This is a genomic window from Cognatishimia sp. WU-CL00825 (genome assembly GCF_040364665.1).
Classification (GTDB): Bacteria; Pseudomonadota; Alphaproteobacteria; order Rhodobacterales; family Rhodobacteraceae; genus Cognatishimia.
Genome location: NZ_BAABWX010000001.1, coordinates 340,165 through 358,214, shown reverse-complemented (window position 1 = coordinate 358,214; position 18,050 = coordinate 340,165). Strand labels below are relative to the sequence as shown.

Below are 18,050 nucleotides of genomic sequence, written 5' to 3'. Positions count from 1 at the left end.
ATTCCGCTCGATTACATAATCTCTAACAGACGTGGCCTGACTGACCCGCCTTCTTACAAAACAAACTATCAACCAAACCTAGCGGTAAATTGGTCGGATCAGGGCGAATTCAAGGCGATAAGGGCGGTTATAGCGGGCCAGTTCAAATAGACTGCCAAAAGCATAAACGCCCCGCCAACCAAAGCTATAACGCCATCATGGACAGGGTCCCAAGTGCCTTGGTGGCGGGCCAACCAAACGACAACCGGATAGACCAAAACCATCGCAAGTCCCTGACCAATCAGGGCCCCGAATAATCCAAAGTACGTAACCCCAAGCATAAGACCCAAGATCATCAAAACTGTTCGCGCTAATGCTAGCACAAAAAACCGTTTGGAATCCCCTGCTGCCAAAGCGGCCTGATCATATGATAAAACAATCAATTGTGGCAGTTGCGCACTGGCGATCAAAACCAAGATCCCGCCGGCCAAAACATAACGCGGATCATAGAGTGTTTCGATCAGCCAACTCCCAGAAATGGCAAGCACAGCCAAAGCACTCAATAATGCTGCTGACAGCAAAAACCGCATTTTTTGCAAGTTTTTGAAGTTCTGGATCGACGCGTTCGGTGGCCTTTCACGATAAATTGGAATCAAAATTCTGCGCGTCACGGTCCCACCTAAAAGCAACGGAAAGCTAGCCAGAAAAAAGCCGATATTGTAGATCCCTAAAATTTCCAAAGACAAGAATTTTCCCAAGATGATCTTATCACCCTGACTGAGAAAGAAACCTACGACGGTACTGAGAAATATCCATTTACCAAAGTTGATCAATTCACGGGCTGCGGGTTTTTCCCACTGAAAGCGATTTCGCTTTCCCGGGAGGTACACAGTCAACAAAATCAACTGGATAAGCGCTGCAAGCACACCACTAATAACCAGTGCCCACACCGTTCCCAAGATCCAGGCTGCCACGACCGCAATAATCAAACTTATCACCTGAGAGCACAGATCAATGACTGTCAGGCGACCAAATTTCAAATGTCGGTTAGCCGTATCAAGGCGTGTTGGATTGAAGCCTGATATTATCAATGTCAGGCCAATGACCGGCATGATTTGAGAAAGTTCAGGTGCATCAAAAAACTGCGCAGCGGGCCAGGCAATGACGCAGCTGACCAGCCACAAAAGAAAGCCACGTGTGACTTGAATTGTCCAAGCGGTATTCAGAAAGTTCGGGTCATCCCCGCGTTTGCTTTGCATGATCGCGGGCGTCACGCCGACATCAGAAAAATTGTTCAGCCCCTGCATAAACACATAGACCAGCGCCATCATGCCAAAGGCCTCTGGGAACAGCAGACGTGTTAGTATCAGGTTTGAGGCCAGTCGCAAAACCTGCGAACCACCAAAGCCGACAATCGTTAACGCTGAACCGCGCATCGCTTTGGCAGCCAGTCCTTGGCCACTCATCAAACGGCGCAACCGCCCTTCGCTCTGAGCCTCGCCTGGGCTGCTCATCGTCCACGACTCCACTCGGAATTGGCTTGCTCTTTTGTTAGCCGAACCCGTAAAGCCACAATCGAATAAACCAAAAACCCAATTGGATCGCTGAACGCCAGCGATAGGGTTAGCCCCCTACCGACTTCACCCTTGTCTTCATTGCGCATCAAATCGGGATACAGCTCTGCCAATTGTGCGACCCCCTTGTTTTGCCTACGGCGTACTTTCACGAGATTTGCCCACCCTTCGGCCACAGGCCAGATATATGTACCGGAAACCGCCAGACGTTCGCGCGGGGAAAAATTCAGTCGCACAAACATATCATCTGAAATTATGTCGGGAAAATTGGCCCAGCGGGCACGCCCCTGACGATTGACTGCAAAAAGCCCTGCACCAGGTACGCTTTTTGCCATAAAGGGCACTTTGCCCCAAAATCGCGCGTAGGCTTTGCTGACTCGGCTTGCGGCAGCCATTTGCAATTTGCCGCTTGCCCAAGCTGCTGCGTCGCGATCAAGCACACGTTCGATCTGGCCCAATATGCGTGAGCTGACCCGAACATCTGCATCCAGATAGACCAAAATGTCACCATCAGCGGCCCGATCTCCGACGTTTAGTGCGTGCAATTTGTCGCCAATCTCCAGCTCGATCACATCGAGGGACCAACCTTTTTCGCGCGCCAAAACGCTATAACGCTTTGCCACATCAGCGGTTTTGTCCTGACACCCGTTGGCCACAACAATGATTTGGGCACCTTCAAATCGTACCGAGGCCAATACGGCCTCTAGACAATGACTGATCCACGCCGCTTCATTGCTTGCTGGTATGATGATACTTGTTTTCACCATTTTCTATGCTCTGTTTTATTCCAGCATCGTACTGGCTTGTTTATACTCGGAATATGCTGCCAAATGTGCTAGCCCGCTAATAATAACAAACCACAAAACACTTTTGACAGCAGATCGAGCGCTTTCTTGTCTAATTCGCCAACACTTGGATACCTGATACCTCAGTTCCCGGGCCAGACCCATATTTTCTTTTGGCGCGAAATTCTCGCGCTGGAGCGTATGGGCATCAATGTCGCTCTTTTTAGCACACGGCCCCCACCGCCTGGCTTAATTTCCCATGTCTGGTCCGATGAGGCCATGAAGCGCACCGAATATTTGGGCAATATGGACCCAAGACGGGCTGCCAAGGCAACCCTTGGCGTATCACCTGCACTTTGGGCCAAAGATGTTCTGCGCGAGGGCCGGGTTTTGGCCAAAGATTTGGCAATCGCCTCTGCTGCTGCCCAAAAACTGAAAGAAAGCTGTGCCGCACGGGGTATTCAACATGTGCATGCGCATTCTTGCGCCCGATCCGCACTGGTTGCGCTTTTGGCCCAACAATTGGGGGGGCCGACCTACAGCTTAACCTTACACGGGCCCTTGTCAGACTATGGTCCAGGTCAGCGCCTGAAATGGCGTCACGCTAAATTCGCAACTGTAATCACGGAAAAACTGCGCAAAGAGTTGCCTGAACTTTTGGGCGAAGATCAGCCGGAAAAAATCTTTGTCCAACCCATGGGCGTTGATGTCAATGCGTTGATACGCGATGTGCCTTATCACCCCCACCAATCTCCTCAACAGCTGCGCATCTTTGCCTGTGGTCGCCTAAATATCGTCAAAGGTCACCAAGACCTGATGGCCGCAATCCGTTTGCTGCGGGACAAAGGCATCGACGTCAGGTTGGACATCGCAGGAGAGGATGATGACGGTGGCAGCGGGTATCGCAAGGAGCTGGAAAACCGAATAACGGAATTAGATCTGCAAGATCACGTTGCCTTGCTGGGGGCTATTAGCGCTGAAGAAGTGCGCCGATATTTGCTTTCGGCACACGTCTTTACTCTGGCCAGCTGGCATGAACCGCTGGGGGTTGCCTATATGGAAGCCATGTCTTGCGAAGTCCCCACAATTGGTACAAATGCCGGGGGTGTTCCAGAGCTTATTCGTGACGGAATCGATGGTCTGCTGGTAGAACCAAAGTCACCAGACGCATTGGCCAATGCCATCATGCTGTTAGCCCGCAATCCGAAAGATGCTCAGCGGCTGGGCCAAGCCGGGCGCACGCGTATTATTGAACGTTTCAACTGTGAAAAAGGCGCAGAACTTATTGCGCGCGAGGCCTTAGATCTGCGCGTTTCAGAAGAAATCTGAGACAGCTAGAACAAAGCCTGGAACCGTAGAAAACGATATTGTTTCTACGCCATACAAGCGAATATTACCGTGAACGGACTGTGCCCGCAGCCGATTGCCTTCTCGAAAAAACGCATATTCTTCAACAAGTCCAGGCAAAATCGCGTGATCCAGACCATCACCGCCGTGCAGATGATCATCCCCGCCAAGCGCCAGCAATTCGTCGTCGCCTTCATTACCCAGTAAAATGTCGGCATATTGCGTGCCCATCAACTTGTCCGCACCTTCTGTGCCGCGTGTTAAAACGCCATGCGCGAAATCGCTAGGCAGACGCGCATCTTGCCACGTGGCCCCGCGCGCATTGTAGGCCATCAGTGCATCATGGCGCGGGTTCTTGTCTTGAAGATGCCGCAACGCCCCCCAACTGCCCCACTGGCTTGGCTTGGCCACATCAACAAAGGCGTTAAACGTTGTGCCACCCAGTGCCGTCCAAGCGGACAATAACTCTTGATACAACTCTGCCATCTCTGGTGTGTAATTCAAGTGGTTAAAAAACGCCGTTAACTCTTCGTCGGCAGGCCAGTCTTCAACGCCAACCACATGGGTACCACCCTCATACATCAACAACTCTAAATCATACTTCTGTGCAACCTCAGCCTGATGGGGCCACGCTTCGCTCAGCAATTCTCGTAGCGATCCGCGACGCAGCAGCGCTATCGAGTTTTGCACAGCCAATTCATAGCCTCGCCCATTGTTCTGCCCCTTTTTGATCCATTTCAATATCCGCGGAGCAACGTCATCAGTACCCATTTCATGTCCAAAGTATCCTGTGACGGCATAAGCATCAAATTGGGTCACTGGGGGGGCCATTCCTTCCTCCACCGCCAATGGCGCTTGCAAAAGCCCATGCTCAAGGCCTGGCCAATCGGTATGGGTCGCAACAACCCGCTTCAGGCGCGCGTCGGCTTCTTCGCCAAAGACAGAATGCCAAATGGCCAAAACTTCAGCAGCTCGCATTCCAGCAAATTGTATCCACGCCCCATCATCAACTGCGCTGCCCCATCGTTCTTTTGCCTGCTGTACCGCCCAGTGAGTTTGAGGAAACAAAAAATTCCACATTTCATTTGAATATTCAGCATGCGCAACCAATCCTGGGCGCAATCCCTCTTTCACCTGTTCAGCAAAGGCCCGAACATAAGCATCATCTGCCAAATGTGGCATATTAAACCATGGGTCCGCGCCGATCTGATTGGCCAACGCCAACATGTGCTCGAGGGGTGCACCACGCCAAGCGTAACTATAATCGTCGACCTGAGGACGTGCATCCCAAGACTGGATCGGTGACCCATTAGTAAACATCCAGTCCATAAACCGCACAATGCGCACGTCGTTTATGCGTGCAATCCAGTCGGGGTTAAAAACAACCCCCGCTTCAAACAAGGTAACCTGATCCTCGCGTACAACAGCGATGTTACGAATGTAATCTCCGGTTCCCGCTGGATCGCTGTCTCGTACTGCTATAGCGATCGATCCCTCACCGGGCTGAAAACGAAACCAGATTTCATTTTCATCGTACCGAATAGGCCGGGCATCACCACTCAGTTCTACTTGCCCTTCACCCTCATATGTCAGGCGATATTTTGCATCCAGTTGCGTGACAGCCTCAGGAAAATCAGTCAGCAAGATCGCTTCTATCTTGTCCAACTCCGCTGGGATCGTTTTGGGCCACCCATGTGCGTCCAAATACCCGCCAGCTTGCAACTCGTCATGCCCCCATCCGCCCCATTGTCCGTGCAAATGTCCTGTCCACTGGCGCGAAGACTTCATCAAATTCACAAAAGGTAACTGCGTGGACCAATCCGAAATGCCATCCAATCCAATTGCCAGGGCTGGCGTTACACCTTCCTCTAAAACCGTTCCTGGCCTGGTAGCTGGTATGGTTTTGACGGAAGCGGTCGATTGCTTATCTTCCACCTCCCGCGACGTGGCGTCAGACACATCAAATGCCAGTTCTTGCTGAATTAAAGCCACAAAATCCGCGAAATATTTGATTGCAATTGGATGTACATCAGGCGGCGGATTGCCAACTTGTGGCAATTCACCAAACAAGCCCGCGTAAGAAATTGCGCCGGCAAGGAAATACAAAGTTGGCGTGCCATGTGGCGCATCGTCAAGATAAAGATCCGTGGCTTTCATATTGCGCATTTCAGTCTCACTGAATGCGCGCGCCAATATTTTTGCAACTGGCAACAACACGACGTCTGTTGCGCCTGATCGTTTTGCCAGTTTTTCGGCAAAGTCAACGTACCAATCGTGGTATTCATCTTTGTTGTAGGCGTGATAGGTTCGCAGATGTCGAGCGCGAGGCGGAAATCGGCTGGTAATCAGGGCCAAATCCGACCAACCCTCGTAAATAACAAAGCGTTTGCCATCCGCCACGGTTTGCATCAATTTTTCCGCTGCAGTGACTGGGGACAGCCGATCTGCATTGTCGCCATCATAAGGATGGTCGGCGGGCTGGTACTGCACAAAATTGGCTGGGTTAAACATAATTGTGTCATAACCAACTTGGTCAAATGTCCGGTACTTACGTGTCCAAGCGCTCTTGACAGATTTAAACCCCCACTGCGGATCTGGCGGCAGGTCATTTGCAAAATTTTGCAAAAACCCAAATTGACCGTCTAACTCGAAGTCGCGACCACCCTCTTTGGCAAAATAGGCGAGCCAGTGCGGTACTGCTGTGGCTTCAGTGTCGGAGGCATGATGGATCAAACTGTTACCAAAGACATAGATCTTGCGCGTTTCTGCATGAGTAGAAACGGCCCCGCAAAACCAAACAGCCAAGACACATAACCCGCGAATCCAGCACAACATCGCCCACTCCTTATTCAACAAAACACTTTGCAAAGCCTGCATGCGCCAAGCTTAACTGGCAAAACATACAAGGCAAAGGTAACAACGTCAGTCACCAATTCGAAATACCACCGGTATTACAAGCCAGTTGCCGAGTACTGATGATTTTCGGTATGACCTCTGTTAAGATAATAATAAACCAGAAGGTTTATAGACATTCGAAGAAATCGCGCCCCACAAAAGAAAACGGGCGACCAATAGCAAAGGCACGAGCATGCCAACTTATACTATGGAAGTGTTCCGCTGGAGTGGAACCGGCTATAACGCCCAATATGACACCTCCTATACGGCTACTTTTGATGACAACGACGATTCCGTTGGCGGAAGTAGCGACTCTGACGAAACAGTCAGCATCAATGGCGGTGCCGCTGGTGCCACCAACGGCAGCCCATATAAAATCGCGATCAGTTTCACCGATACCGACGGCAATTCTCATGTCGAAGACTTTAATTTTTTTCATACGTCGGATGGGGGTTGGCATTTTGCCGCTGAACCCGGCTCTGCTTTCACGACCGGGGCAACATTAGGCAGCTATCAAAGCCATTCCGTTGGATGGGACTATGACGAAGTCGTGTGTTTTGCCTCTGGTACCAAGATTCAAACATCCCTTGGTGAGGTAAGCGTTGAACACCTCGTTTCTGGTGATCTGGTGAAAACCAGCGATGCGTCATTTAAGCCTTTGGCAATGAACCTTTGCCGTTCGGTCTCCGCCAAACTGTTGCGGGAAAATGAAAAACTACGTCCAGTCCGCATCACGACCGGGGCACTTGGAAATGGGTTGCCAACACGTGATTTACTGGTTTCGCGACAACATCGCATGCTGGTCAGTTCAAAAATTTCACAACGTATGTTTGGCGAAAAAGAAACGCTAATTGCTGCCATCCGGTTAACCGCGCTGCCGGGCATATTTGTCGACAATGATATCGCAAACATTGATTATCATCACCTGCTATTTGACACCCATGAAGTGATATTTGCAGAAGGTGCGCCTTCAGAAAGCCTGTATTCCGGAGCAGAAGCGCTTCAGACATTAGCCCCCGAAGCACGTGCAGAAATTTTGCAGCTGTTTCCAGAATTCACCAAGATGCAAACCAAAGGCAATGCAGCCCGGTTGATCCCGTCGGCAAAGGACCAAAAGCGCTTGGTTGATCGTCACGCCACAAACGCTCAACCGCTATTGCACTCAACGTAAGTGACGGCGCGTTCCGACGCCCCGAAGATCACTAAGCTTGCTCTTGGTACGGTGTTGGCGTTAAGCAGCGCCCTAAAACAGCTTGCCCACGGAGAATTTCATGGCACTCAGCGACAATGTGCAAACCTATTTCGATGGAACCTGGCGAGATGGAAATGTCGCCATTATTCGAGCTGCGGACCATGTAACGTGGCTGGGATCGCAAGTATTTGACGGGGCTCGTAAATTTCAAGGCGTTATGCCAGATCTTGAAAACCACTGCCATCGCCTGATCCGGTCAGCAAACGCCTTAGGTATGAACGCCAAGGTCACAGGCGACGAAATCGTCAACATCGTCAAAGAAGGCGTCACGCGGTACGCTGACGACGCCGAGCTATATATTCGCCCTATGATGTGGGCGACTGACAGCACCCCAGGAGTCATCGATCTTGATCCAGATTCAACGGCATTCTCTGTCTGTATCGAAGAAATGGCCATGCCCAACATCAACGGGTTTTCGTTGACCGTTGCTCCTTTTTGCCGCCCGCGTCAGGATATGGCGCTGACAGAAGCCAAAGCTGGTTCGCTTTATGCCAACAATGGTCGCATCATGGCTTGGGCGCGTGCACGCGGCTACTCCAATGCACTCTCGTTGGATATTGACGGCCATGTGGCGGAAACCGCCTCCACCAATGTCTTTCTTGTGAAAGACGGCGCAGTATTCACTCCGATCCCAAATGGCTGTTTTCTCAATGGACTAACCCGACAACGCGTTATCGGCCTCTTACGCAATGACGGTGTTGAAGTACACGAGACAGTCCTGAAGGTCGCGGATTTTGAAACCGCAGAGGAGATCTTTTGCACTGGCAACATTGCAAAAGTCATGCCCGTTGAACGCTTCCAAGAGCGCAACTTACCTACAGGTCCGGTGACCCGGCGCACCCGCGAATTGTATTGGGATTTCGCCCTAAGCAAAAAGTAACTAACGGTTCGCGCGCGCAAGAAAAGAGACCGCCACCAGCCCAACCGCCACAATAAGAACAGCGCCTGGGCTGGCGTCACCCAAGTTTTCCAAACTGGCTTGATCGTGCACACGCGTCGCTAGCGTTTCATAGTTGAACGGCCGCAGCAGCATTGTTGCTGGCAATTCTTTCACGCAGTCAACAAATACCAGTAACAACGCCGACCCTATCGACCCTCGAATAAGCGGAAAATAGATTTCGCGCAGTGTTTGACCGCGTGTGCGCCCTAGTGAACGCGCGGCCATGTCCAAACTAGGAGAGACGCGCCCCATAGCCGCATCTGCCGCCCCTTGCCCGATGGCAAAGAACCGAACACAATAGGCCAACACAAGCGCAAAAGCTGATCCCGTCAGCAGCAATCCTGCGCGTTCACCGGTAAAACTCTCAATGATTTCAGCGATACGGTGGTCTAAAACCGCGAGGGGTATCAAGATACCGACCCCCAACACCGCACCGGGCGCTGCGTAGCCAATTGTTGTAACCGGCAGCAGCAACCTGGGCAGGCTGCGCCCTGACAAGCGCACGCCATATACTAGAAACACACCCGCCAGAACAGTCAAAACAGCCGCGATACCGCCAACGGTGATGGTATTAGTCAATGCTCTGGCAAGTCCCGGATCGACCCAGCTTTCTGGGTTATCCAGGGCATGGCTCATGATCACCGAAAACGGCAACACAAAGCCGACGAGCAATGGAATCAAACACGCCAAAGTGGCCAACCAACCATAGATTCCCACAAGGGGAACGCGTTTTACCGGGCGATGCCGGCTAGACAGGTTAAAGAATTTGATCTTTCGACGGCTCACCTTTTCCATAGTGACAAGCAAAATCACCAAGACCAGCACAACAGAAGAAATTTGCGCAGCACCGCCAACATTATGACTTTCCAACCAAACGTTGAAAATTCCGGTGGTCAACGTTTGCACTGCAAAATAGTCCACTGTACCGAAATCATTCACAGTTTCCATCATGACAATCGCCGCACCGGCCGCGATGGCGGGACGCGCCAAAGGCAAACCAATTCGCAAAAAACGCGCAACCGCCCCTGCCCCTAATGATCGGGCCACCTCTTCTGCTTCGCCAGATTGTTCCTTAAACGCCGCGCGCGTCAGAATATAGACATAGGGAAACAACGACGCCGCCAGCACAACCACCGCAGCACCGATCGATCGTATTTCCGGAAACCAATAGTCGCGCGATGTTTGCCACCCAAAAACATCCCGCAGCGCTGTTTGCACGGGCCCGGCGTATTCCAGAAAATCCACCAGCGCATAGGCCCCGACATAAGCAGGGATCGCCAAGGGCATCAGCAGCAGCCATTCCAGCCATTTGGCAAAAGGAAAGCGGTATCGCGTGATCAACCAAGCTGCCCCAGTGCCGACGCTTGCGGCCAATACACCGACACTCAACATCAATATCAATGTGGTCTTAAAGTATCTTGGCAATGTTGTTGCCAGAAGATGCGGCCAAATATTCTCTGTGGGGAATAGCGCAAGCACCCCAACCGCAATAATTGGTACCAAAACCAATGCACAAATAATCAAAGCGCCAACCGACCAGGGATTCAGCGCAACAGCCAGGGCAGATCTAGGGTTCATATCCAGCGAAAATGGTTTCATAGTGCCCTGTTGCCTGAATCTAGTTTCGCTGTCCAGAAACGAAGCTATATTGTGACGTAAAGCAGCAGAAAGATCGAAACAACTATGCAGGTCGCACTACATTTTGGAGCCCCCTATACCGACGAAAATCGGCTCCAGCTTTGTCTTGGTAAGAACCGTGATCAATTGGCAGAACGGGGCATCGTTATTCCGCGCCCATCTAGTTACCGTAAAAGTCTGCGCCCGGTTTTAAACCGATTCAAGGATGGAACCGGAGATGATGATCTGCGCCTTGAGTTCCTGCAAAGCGTGGTGGGGGACCAAAAGGCAGAGCGGATTGTCTTTTCAAACGACACATTTTTGGGTGTGCCAAGAATGTCGGTAGCGGAAGATCTGTTTTTCCCTGGCCCGTTCAATCGCTTAGAGAGTTTTTTTCGGCTTTTTGACGGGGCAGAAATTGAACTTTTCTATGCGATTCGCAATCCTGCCACTTTTCTTCAGGGACTTATTCAGGCCCATCCAGGCGAAGATTTGGATACGTTATTGGGTCACAGCGACCCAGTAAATTTGCGCTGGTCTCACTTCATGGAACGCATCCAACAAGATTTCCCGCAAATAAAACTGACAGTTTGGTGCAACGAAGACACCCCGCTGATTTGGGATGATATCTTGCGTGAAGTCGCCGGTGTTGATGGGTCTTATCCCCTGACCGGATCCTTCGATTTGGCAGAAGAAATTATGTCCGAGAAAGGCTTTTCGCGTTTCAAAGAGTTTCTCAAAGCGCGCCCTGGCATGACACCAGAGCAAACCAAACGCGTCGTCATGGCATTTCTAGACAAATTTGCCGAGCAAGACGCACTGGAAGAAGAAGTCGATTTTCCCGGTTGGACGGCTGACCACGTCGATCACTTGTCAGAACAATATGATGCGGATGTGCAAACCATCCAGAACATGCCGAACATCAATTTCATAATGCCATAAAAAACCCCGGAAGAACCGGGGTTTTCAGCGTATTAGGCATTCGCCTTAGGACATGCCCAGCGCTTCTTTGTACATTTCCAACACAGCCTCTTCCTCGGCAATGTCGTTTTCATCACGCTTGCGCAAAGCGATGATCTTACGCAGCACTTTCACATCGTAACCGCGCCCTTTGGCTTCGGCCATCACCTCTTTTTGGTGCTCCATGATGTCTTTCTTTTCCTGCTCCAAACGCTCAAAGCGCTCTACGAACTGGCGCAGCTCATCGGCGGTCACACGATATGTTGCATCTGATCCTTGCTCGGACATTCTTGCCTCCTTTTTGACTTTGCGGCACCCTAGCGACCACGCCAATTGCCCGCAAGATACCAAACCACCACTGGCCCAATTTCTGTTCCGTAGGGCTTGCGAGGGTGCTCATATTGTTTTAGCGAGGCCAAACCATAATAAATCAAGGGTTTTGACATGCAGTGGCTGATCTGGATTGGCACAGTTGTTTCGGTGACTGGCCTGGTGGGCTTGGTGCTCTCGGTCTTAAAAGTAAACAAAGCCCGCAAAGCTGGCTTAAGCGACGAAGAATTGCGGGCGGCAGTCCAAAGCGCGATGCCTTTGAACCTAGGGTCCCTATTCCTGTCGGTTATCGGTTTGATGACTGTTATGCTCGGTATCTTTTTCAGCTAACCCAAGTTCACAACCCGGGTTACGTTGTTTCCCAATGGTTCAGGTCTTCAAAATGCTCACCGTTTTTGATTAACGTTTCAAATATCGAGCTTGGGGCCAAAAAGCCGCCCGCGCCTTTGCAGCTGGCAAGCGCGTTGCGTAATCTCAACACTCCAAATTGATCTGCAGCAAACATCGGACCACCCTTGGCGCGCGGAAACCCAAGCCCAAGAATGGCCGCAGCATCAATATCGGAGGGTGTTTCCACAAAACCATTGGCTATCAATACGGCACCTGCATTGGCCATTGCCCCAACGCATCGCATTTGAATAACTGATTTCGACAAGCTTTCGCCGCGTCCCGCGCGCAAACCATGAACAATCTTGATCGCGTCGGGATGTGGGGGCTGTGCTTGATTATCAGCTTCATACTGATAGAAACCTGCCCCGTTTCGACGTCCCACAAATCCGCTTTCCGTCATCAGATCCAGTATTTCGACGGTAATTGGCGCAACAGAATGGGCCTCCAAAACGCGCTGGCTCAACGCAAGAGCATCGCCGATACCACCTAAATCCAAGGCCTGAAACGGCCCCATTGCAAACCCATATTCCCGCATTGCTGCATCAATGCTTGCAAAGGATGCACCATCACGCAACAGCTGGTCAGCCGCTTGCCAATAAGCCGTCATCAATGTGCCGCCTACCATGCCAGGTACAAACTTTGTTTTGATCGCGACTTTGCCCAATTGCTGCACAAACCGCGCGCCAACGGCCTGTGCAAACGACGACGAACTATCCGTCACTATCAGTTCCGCGATGGGTTTTGTTTGGGTCGGAAGTGGGAAGAGCAAGCCGATACATTGTTCAGCACGCCCGGATGCAGTCGCACAGGCTGTTACATCTGCCATGCCGCTCACACTTGCCAAAACCACATTGTCGGGAATGCGCTTTCCAACTGCTTCAAATAACGCAAGACTATGCACCCTGTCTTGTAACTCTGTGATCAAGACCAAGTCGGCATCCGCGCAGAGTTGAGAGTCTGACGTAAAGTTCAATCCTTGCAGTGCCGCATTTCGCACATCTTGGCCCAACTTTCGATGCACAAGCTCTTGATCTAAAGCAGAAATAGTGGCCTCTTGCATTGGCTCTATCTGTGCGCGTTCCAATGCTACATAGGACACTTTCATGCCTGAAAGAACACTTGCAACTGCCAAGCTAACACCCTGCGCTCCTGGGCCAACAACTGCCACGGTTTCTATGCGGCGACAGGCTTTGGCAAAACGTCCGGTCACTTCTCCAGCACGCGTCTCAACCGATTGCACATGCCGCAAAGAGCGTGACAGCTCTCCTTTGGCACAATCTAAATAATTCTCTTCTTCCAGATTCAAGCCTGCAGAGAAAGGCAACAAAGCGGCCGCCTCGACACATTGCAAAATAGAGGTGGCTACAAGTCCACGATCTTTGGCAATTGCGCGCATTTCTGCGATTTGCTTCTGAAACTCAAAGGGATCACCGAATCCTTCCTGTCGGTCGCAGGTCGGGTTGGGACCGACACCTTGTTCCGCCAAAGCTTTGGCAAAGCGAACGGCCCCGTCGTCAAATTGACCTTCGATAATAGCATCAAAAACTGTGTCCAAATTAGCTGCACTGGTCGCTTGACCACTCAACAAAAGCCGCAAAGATAAATCAGCACCGATCAAACGCGGCAGGCGCTGCGTTGCTCCGCCAGCGGGTGGTATTCCGATATGAACATCGGGAAATCCAAAGCGCACATCCGGAGCTGCCAATCTGTAGTGACACGCCAACGCTATTTCCGCTGCAGCCCCAAAGGCAGTGCCTTGCAATGCGGCGACCACCGGTTTTTCACAGGCTTCCAGCGCGCTGCAAAGTTCTGACAACTCAATCAGGGGTTCCTCTGTTTGCAGCCAAGCAACGTCCAGACCATACCCAAAAAACGGCCCAGATGGAGCCAAAAGAATCACTGAAACCGCAGAATCTTGCGCTGCGATCTCAATTGCTTCCTTCAATTGAACACAAAGTGATTTCGAAATCGTGTTGACGTGACCATTGCTGAACGCAATTTGTCCGACCGGCCCCAGGCTCTGAAATGCCACCAATTCGGTCAAGGTCCCCTCCGCAATTATTTATTGAACATAATCAACAATATCACGCAGATAATGGGAACGACCAGAGCCAAGCGCAACTGCACATTTTTCACACGGGCATGTTGTCAAAAGAGCTCTCCACAGCCTCGTCGATCAATTCCAGGTCTAAACGCCGCAATCCAGCGGGAACTTTACCGCCCTGTAGCTTGATCAGCTCTAGCGTGCGGTGCAACTGTTCGTGCAGCTCTAACCGCGCATCGCCTTGCGCCTCTGCCACACTTTCCGAAATTAACGTTGCTTTTTCAATAAGTTCCGAAACATTCATGGTGTCCACCTCCTCAAATATTTTTCAACCATAAGAATAACTCAAAAAATGATTAGTACTTTTAAAGTGTATCACATTGCTGACACACGTTCAATTTCCATCGTCAGTTTTTGGCTCCATCCCTACTGCGTTTGCTCGTCAGTGCCAAAGACCAAATATCAATAAAACATCTAGAATTTACGACACCTGAGAAACCAAAACGCATCTTAAACAAAGTGCGCTATACTTCTTTGACCCATATCAACACGCGAATGGTTACTTGAACATATTCAATTTTACAAATATGTTTTAGAAAAGGAGACACTCATGCGCCCCAATGTGACCGCTTTCTTTGACGACGCCACCAACACGGTTTCGTATGTTGTATCAGATCCCAATGGCAGCGCCTGCGCCATAATTGATAGCGTCTTAGATTTTGACTATGCTGCTGGTGCCACCGACACTGCATCTGCAGACCGGGTAATTGCCTTTGTGCAAGAGCAAAATCTAACGGTTGAATGGCTCTTAGAAACCCATGTCCACGCCGACCACCTTTCTGCTGCCCCCTACTTGCAAAACCAGCTGGGCGGAAAGGTTGGCATCGGTGACCGTATAACCGTGGTTCAGGATACATTTGGAAAAGTCTTTAATGAAGGTACGGAGTTTCAGCGCGATGGCAGCCAATTTGACCAACTTTTTGTAGAAGGCGATCGCGTGATGGTCGGGCAGATGCGCGTTGATGTGATGCACACGCCCGGGCACACGCCAGCTTGTATGACTTACGTTATCGGAGACGCCGCCTTCGTAGGTGATACCCTTTTTATGCCAGATTTTGGCACCGCCCGTTGCGACTTTCCTGGTGGTTCTTCAGAGTTGCTCTACACGTCAATCCAACGCATCTTGGCACTGCCAGAAGCGACTCGGGTTTTTGTCGGCCACGACTATAAAGCACCTGGCAGAGACAATTTCGCGTGGGAAACCACTGTTGCCGAGGAAAAAACCAACAATGTGCACATCGGTGGTGCCGCTTCAAAGGAACGTTTCATGCAAATGCGCGACGCCCGTGATGCAACATTAGCTAAGCCCAAACTAATCATTCCCTCTATTCAAGTGAATATGCGGGCTGGCCAAATGCCTGAACCAGATGAAAATGGCGACGTCTTTCTCAAGGTGCCCATAAATAAACTTTAGAATCACAACGACTTACAAAGGATCTTAAGATGAATCCAGACTGGGCATATGGGCTAATGGGCGGGTTAATGATCGGATTGGCTGGTGCCATTTTCTTGCTGGCCAATGGGCGCATCATGGGGGCCAGCGGTATTATAGGTGGCCTCGTTGACCGCACTGGTTGGTCAACGGGGCGCGAGCGTATAGCATTCTTGGTCGGCCTTTTTCTTGCGCCATCATTGTTGCAATTGCTGATTGGCGCGCCGGAAACGCATGCCACCACCAATTTCCTTGTACTGCTCGCGGCCGGGCTTTTGGTTGGTCTGGGTACACGATTGGCAAATGGCTGTACTTCTGGGCACGGCGTTTGCGGCATATCGCGGTTTAATCTGCGCGGAATTGTGGCAACTGTGTTCTACATATTGGCCGGTGGTCTAACCGTCGTTATTTTCCGTCACATACTAGGAGCCATCTAAATGCTACGCATGATATTCGCGCTGGCCGCAGGTGGGCTATTTGGTTTGGGCCTTTTTGTGTCCGGCATGACAGACACCAGCAAGGTACAAGGTTGGCTGGATGTGTTCGGAAATTGGGACCCAACGCTCGCCTTTGTTATGGGCGGGGCAATAATACCAATGGCAATCGCGTGGCGCTTGACACCCGGTCGCATGCCATTTGTTGGGGGGGCGTTTCCCCCAAAGCCCGAGCCTAAACTTGGATCAAACCTTGTTCTGGGATCAGTGATGTTTGGCATGGGATGGGGGCTCGCTGGCCTTTGCCCAGGGCCCGCAATCGCGTCGCTAAGCTATGGCGGCTGGCCACATCTGGTATTTTTCATGGCCATGATACTGGGCATGTTTGCCGCCCCAACCTTGCGTCAGCGTCTGGACTCAGTCGCACAGGCCAGTTAAGCACAGCGCTATGGATATTCGCCAGATCACGCCCCGCTACGCTGTATCTCCGCAGATTTCTGTTGAAGATATTCCCGCTTTGATAGAAGCAGGCTTCACTTGCTTGCTGTGCAACCGCCCGGATGTGGAAATTCCGCCTTCGCATCAGGCCGCAGCAATGCAAACAGCCGCTGAAGCTGCCGGGTTGAACTTTGTCATTAACCCTTTGACACATGACACGATGACACCTGAACGGTTGGCCATTCAGCGCAATACACTCGAGAATTCTCCGGGGAAAGTGCTCGCCTATTGTGCCTCGGGTACACGTTCAACTGTGGCATGGATTTTGGGTCATGCCACTGATGTTTCTGCAGATGATCTTTTGCAAGCGGCCGCAAACGGCGGCTATCAGCTGGAAGCGCTGCGCCCCCAAATCAACTATTTGGCCAGCCAAGCCGAATAAGCAGGGCTAGGTTGGGTGCCTAGCTTAGTTTGGCCAAGGCGTCCAAATCGTCAATTTTTGCATTATTTATGCCTGAGGCCTGTTCAGCAGGTGCCGCCAGAGCGACGGATTCGGTGTTTAACTGCCGCGGAATCGTTAAGGTATTAGCCTTGTCGGGTTCTGGACCCGTGAAATTGAGGTGAGGCACACGCTCAATTTCAGCAGTGCCCACTTTCGTACCCTCAGACAAGTAAATGCGAATGGCACGCTGCCCTTTAATCTGCCCCAATACGGCCTGGGCGATTTCCTGACCGTCCTGCAATTGCAAGATGGCCTGTTGCAAAGCTATAGCCGGAAACGTCAGTTGATCACCCGGTTGCAAGTTTCGTAATCTTTCCAAAGAAATAGACACTTTTGTCAACACGGCCCGCATTTCAGCTGGCGCTAACAATAGATTTTCATGAAACGCCTCAGAGCGCGCATTACCTGTCACTGCGTCAACACCAGGCTCGGCTACGGCCTTTGCATTTGGCAGCAACAATTGCAGCCGCCCCTCTACTGCTGCTTCACCAAAACTCAGGGTTATGTCGAATAAAGAAAAGCCCTTAAACGCTAGGGAAAGCACCAAAGTACGGCATTCCTCTATCATGCTACCAAAGCGATGATCAGGTGCCCAGCTTTCAAGTGGGAGCTTGTCAAAGACCTTATCACATTCGGTCAATAAACCGTCCAGAACCGGGGCCATTAGCGCGGCATCGACAGCAGTTGGCACGCGGTCTGCCGCTGTGGATTTGCCAAGCACCCGCCCCATTGTCAGATGTTCTAATAACGCCGACAAACACGCCTGATCAAGCACAGCCGCCCCAGTGGGCTTTTCAGGGCCCTCCAACAGCAAATACAATCCGTTATTGCTTAGATTAGCGTCGACTGCAGCTAGTTCTATCTGAGTGGTCTTTACATCGCGCACTTGCAACGGCAATCCCAACAGATTTTCTGCCGCGCGTGCAAAAGCCATTGGCAAGCCGCGTTCCACGGCAGAGAGATTCTGCTGCCGCAGTGGTTGCGCAGTTGCCGCGTTGCGCAACAATGTCTGTCTATGCATTTTGCCCATGGTCCCCGCCGCATGAAATCTGGCGCAAGCAATAGGCTAGT

General features: G+C 51.2%; 17 protein-coding genes. 9 read left to right on the top strand and 8 right to left on the bottom strand.

All coding sequences use genetic code 11. From position 1 onward, the window contains the following. Positions 1–98 precede the first annotated feature (98 nt). A complete protein-coding gene (locus tag ABXG94_RS01760; RefSeq protein ID WP_353531938.1) occupies positions 99–1,493 on the bottom strand; it encodes an oligosaccharide flippase family protein in 1,395 nt (464 codons plus the stop codon). Next, positions 1,490–2,320: a glycosyltransferase family 2 protein gene (locus ABXG94_RS01755; RefSeq protein ID WP_353531936.1), complete on the bottom strand. Its 831-nt coding sequence runs from the start codon at positions 2,318–2,320 to the stop codon at positions 1,490–1,492. Before ABXG94_RS01755 ends, ABXG94_RS01760 begins: the two co-directional genes overlap by 4 nt. A gap of 126 nt (positions 2,321–2,446) precedes the next feature. On the opposite strand from ABXG94_RS01755, the gene epsE reads away from it, so the two are divergent. Continuing rightward, complete coding sequence (gene epsE, locus ABXG94_RS01750) at positions 2,447–3,667, top strand: exopolysaccharide biosynthesis GT4 family glycosyltransferase EpsE (RefSeq protein ID WP_353531935.1); 1,221 nt, start codon at positions 2,447–2,449, stop codon at positions 3,665–3,667. Here the strand turns inward: epsE and ABXG94_RS01745 are convergent. After that, positions 3,653–6,520, bottom strand: coding sequence for a calcium-binding protein (locus ABXG94_RS01745; RefSeq protein ID WP_353531934.1), 2,868 nt, complete (start codon positions 6,518–6,520; stop codon positions 3,653–3,655). The genes epsE and ABXG94_RS01745 overlap by 15 nt on opposite strands. A gap of 253 nt (positions 6,521–6,773) precedes the next feature. On the opposite strand from ABXG94_RS01745, the gene ABXG94_RS01740 reads away from it, so the two are divergent. Both ABXG94_RS01740 and ABXG94_RS01735 read left to right on the top strand, forming a co-directional pair. Then, positions 6,774–7,751 carry a Hint domain-containing protein gene (locus ABXG94_RS01740; protein WP_353531933.1) on the top strand — a complete coding sequence of 326 codons (978 nt, stop codon included), beginning with the start codon at positions 6,774–6,776 and terminating at the stop codon, positions 7,749–7,751. A 100-nt stretch (positions 7,752–7,851) separates the two neighbouring features. Beyond that, positions 7,852–8,712: a branched-chain amino acid aminotransferase gene (locus tag ABXG94_RS01735; RefSeq protein WP_353531932.1), complete on the top strand. Its 861-nt coding sequence runs from the start codon at positions 7,852–7,854 to the stop codon at positions 8,710–8,712. Here ABXG94_RS01735 and ABXG94_RS01730 read toward each other — a convergent pair whose 3' ends face one another. Further along, entirely contained in the window at positions 8,713–10,371 is a 1,659-nt protein-coding gene (locus ABXG94_RS01730) for an ABC transporter permease (protein WP_353531930.1), read from the bottom strand. It lies immediately after the preceding gene. Positions 10,372–10,455: 84 nt separating this feature from the next. Here ABXG94_RS01730 and ABXG94_RS01725 point away from each other — a divergent pair, with 84 nt between their 5' ends. After that, positions 10,456–11,331: a hypothetical protein gene (locus ABXG94_RS01725; protein WP_353531929.1), complete on the top strand. Its 876-nt coding sequence runs from the start codon at positions 10,456–10,458 to the stop codon at positions 11,329–11,331. 45 nt (positions 11,332–11,376) lie between these two features. On the opposite strand, the gene ABXG94_RS01720 is transcribed toward ABXG94_RS01725, so the two are convergent. Continuing rightward, on the bottom strand, positions 11,377–11,637 hold the full coding sequence (locus tag ABXG94_RS01720; protein ID WP_353531928.1) for a DUF2312 domain-containing protein: 261 nt from the start codon (positions 11,635–11,637) through the stop codon (positions 11,377–11,379). 156 nt (positions 11,638–11,793) lie between these two features. On the opposite strand from ABXG94_RS01720, the gene ABXG94_RS01715 reads away from it, so the two are divergent. After that, positions 11,794–12,009 (top strand): hypothetical protein, encoded by a 216-nt coding sequence (locus ABXG94_RS01715; protein ID WP_353531927.1) that lies wholly within the window; start codon positions 11,794–11,796, stop codon positions 12,007–12,009. Between the two features lie 19 nt (positions 12,010–12,028). Here the strand turns inward: ABXG94_RS01715 and ABXG94_RS01710 are convergent, their stop codons facing one another. Together ABXG94_RS01710 and ABXG94_RS01705 are read right to left on the bottom strand one after the other, a co-directional pair. After that, a complete protein-coding gene (locus tag ABXG94_RS01710) occupies positions 12,029–14,113 on the bottom strand; it encodes an enoyl-CoA hydratase-related protein (RefSeq protein WP_353531926.1) in 2,085 nt (694 codons plus the stop codon). An 88-nt stretch (positions 14,114–14,201) separates the two neighbouring features. Next, positions 14,202–14,417, bottom strand: a complete 216-nt coding sequence (locus tag ABXG94_RS01705; RefSeq protein ID WP_353531924.1) for a hypothetical protein — start codon at positions 14,415–14,417, stop codon at positions 14,202–14,204. Between the two features lie 306 nt (positions 14,418–14,723). Here ABXG94_RS01705 and ABXG94_RS01700 point away from each other — a divergent pair, with 306 nt between their 5' ends. The 4 genes from ABXG94_RS01700 to ABXG94_RS01685 are packed head-to-tail and all read left to right on the top strand — an operon-like array spanning position 14,724 to position 16,919. Next, positions 14,724–15,587, top strand: coding sequence for an MBL fold metallo-hydrolase (locus tag ABXG94_RS01700; RefSeq protein WP_353531923.1), 864 nt, complete (start codon positions 14,724–14,726; stop codon positions 15,585–15,587). Between the two features lie 29 nt (positions 15,588–15,616). After that, positions 15,617–16,042 (top strand): YeeE/YedE family protein, encoded by a 426-nt coding sequence (locus ABXG94_RS01695; RefSeq protein ID WP_353531922.1) that lies wholly within the window; start codon positions 15,617–15,619, stop codon positions 16,040–16,042. Beyond that, positions 16,043–16,477 (top strand): DUF6691 family protein, encoded by a 435-nt coding sequence (locus ABXG94_RS01690; RefSeq protein WP_353531921.1) that lies wholly within the window; start codon positions 16,043–16,045, stop codon positions 16,475–16,477. Positions 16,478–16,487: 10 nt separating this feature from the next. Beyond that, complete coding sequence (locus ABXG94_RS01685; RefSeq protein WP_353531920.1) at positions 16,488–16,919, top strand: protein tyrosine phosphatase family protein; 432 nt, start codon at positions 16,488–16,490, stop codon at positions 16,917–16,919. 19 nt (positions 16,920–16,938) lie between these two features. Here ABXG94_RS01685 and ABXG94_RS01680 read toward each other — a convergent pair whose 3' ends face one another. Then, entirely contained in the window at positions 16,939–18,000 is a 1,062-nt protein-coding gene (locus ABXG94_RS01680; RefSeq protein ID WP_353531919.1) for a FliM/FliN family flagellar motor switch protein, read from the bottom strand. Positions 18,001–18,050: the final 50 nt, after the last annotated feature.

What these genes read in the sequence shown, in the direction of transcription:
- ABXG94_RS01690 (WP_353531921.1), top strand. Translation starts at nt 16,043, where the DNA reads ATGCTACGCATGATATTCGCGCTGGCCGCAGGTGGGCTATTTGGTTTG.
- ABXG94_RS01730 (WP_353531930.1), bottom strand. Translation starts at nt 10,371, where the DNA reads ATGAAACCATTTTCGCTGGATATGAACCCTAGATCTGCCCTGGCTGTT.
- ABXG94_RS01700 (WP_353531923.1), top strand. Translation starts at nt 14,724, where the DNA reads ATGCGCCCCAATGTGACCGCTTTCTTTGACGACGCCACCAACACGGTT.
- ABXG94_RS01720 (WP_353531928.1), bottom strand. Translation starts at nt 11,637, where the DNA reads ATGTCCGAGCAAGGATCAGATGCAACATATCGTGTGACCGCCGATGAG.
- ABXG94_RS01715 (WP_353531927.1), top strand. Translation starts at nt 11,794, where the DNA reads ATGCAGTGGCTGATCTGGATTGGCACAGTTGTTTCGGTGACTGGCCTG.
- ABXG94_RS01740 (WP_353531933.1), top strand. Translation starts at nt 6,774, where the DNA reads ATGCCAACTTATACTATGGAAGTGTTCCGCTGGAGTGGAACCGGCTAT.
- ABXG94_RS01680 (WP_353531919.1), bottom strand. Translation starts at nt 18,000, where the DNA reads ATGCATAGACAGACATTGTTGCGCAACGCGGCAACTGCGCAACCACTG.
- ABXG94_RS01685 (WP_353531920.1), top strand. Translation starts at nt 16,488, where the DNA reads ATGGATATTCGCCAGATCACGCCCCGCTACGCTGTATCTCCGCAGATT.
- ABXG94_RS01760 (WP_353531938.1), bottom strand. Translation starts at nt 1,493, where the DNA reads ATGAGCAGCCCAGGCGAGGCTCAGAGCGAAGGGCGGTTGCGCCGTTTG.
- ABXG94_RS01695 (WP_353531922.1), top strand. Translation starts at nt 15,617, where the DNA reads ATGAATCCAGACTGGGCATATGGGCTAATGGGCGGGTTAATGATCGGA.
- ABXG94_RS01735 (WP_353531932.1), top strand. Translation starts at nt 7,852, where the DNA reads ATGGCACTCAGCGACAATGTGCAAACCTATTTCGATGGAACCTGGCGA.
- ABXG94_RS01755 (WP_353531936.1), bottom strand. Translation starts at nt 2,320, where the DNA reads ATGGTGAAAACAAGTATCATCATACCAGCAAGCAATGAAGCGGCGTGG.
- ABXG94_RS01725 (WP_353531929.1), top strand. Translation starts at nt 10,456, where the DNA reads ATGCAGGTCGCACTACATTTTGGAGCCCCCTATACCGACGAAAATCGG.
- ABXG94_RS01745 (WP_353531934.1), bottom strand. Translation starts at nt 6,520, where the DNA reads ATGTTGTGCTGGATTCGCGGGTTATGTGTCTTGGCTGTTTGGTTTTGC.
- ABXG94_RS01705 (WP_353531924.1), bottom strand. Translation starts at nt 14,417, where the DNA reads ATGAATGTTTCGGAACTTATTGAAAAAGCAACGTTAATTTCGGAAAGT.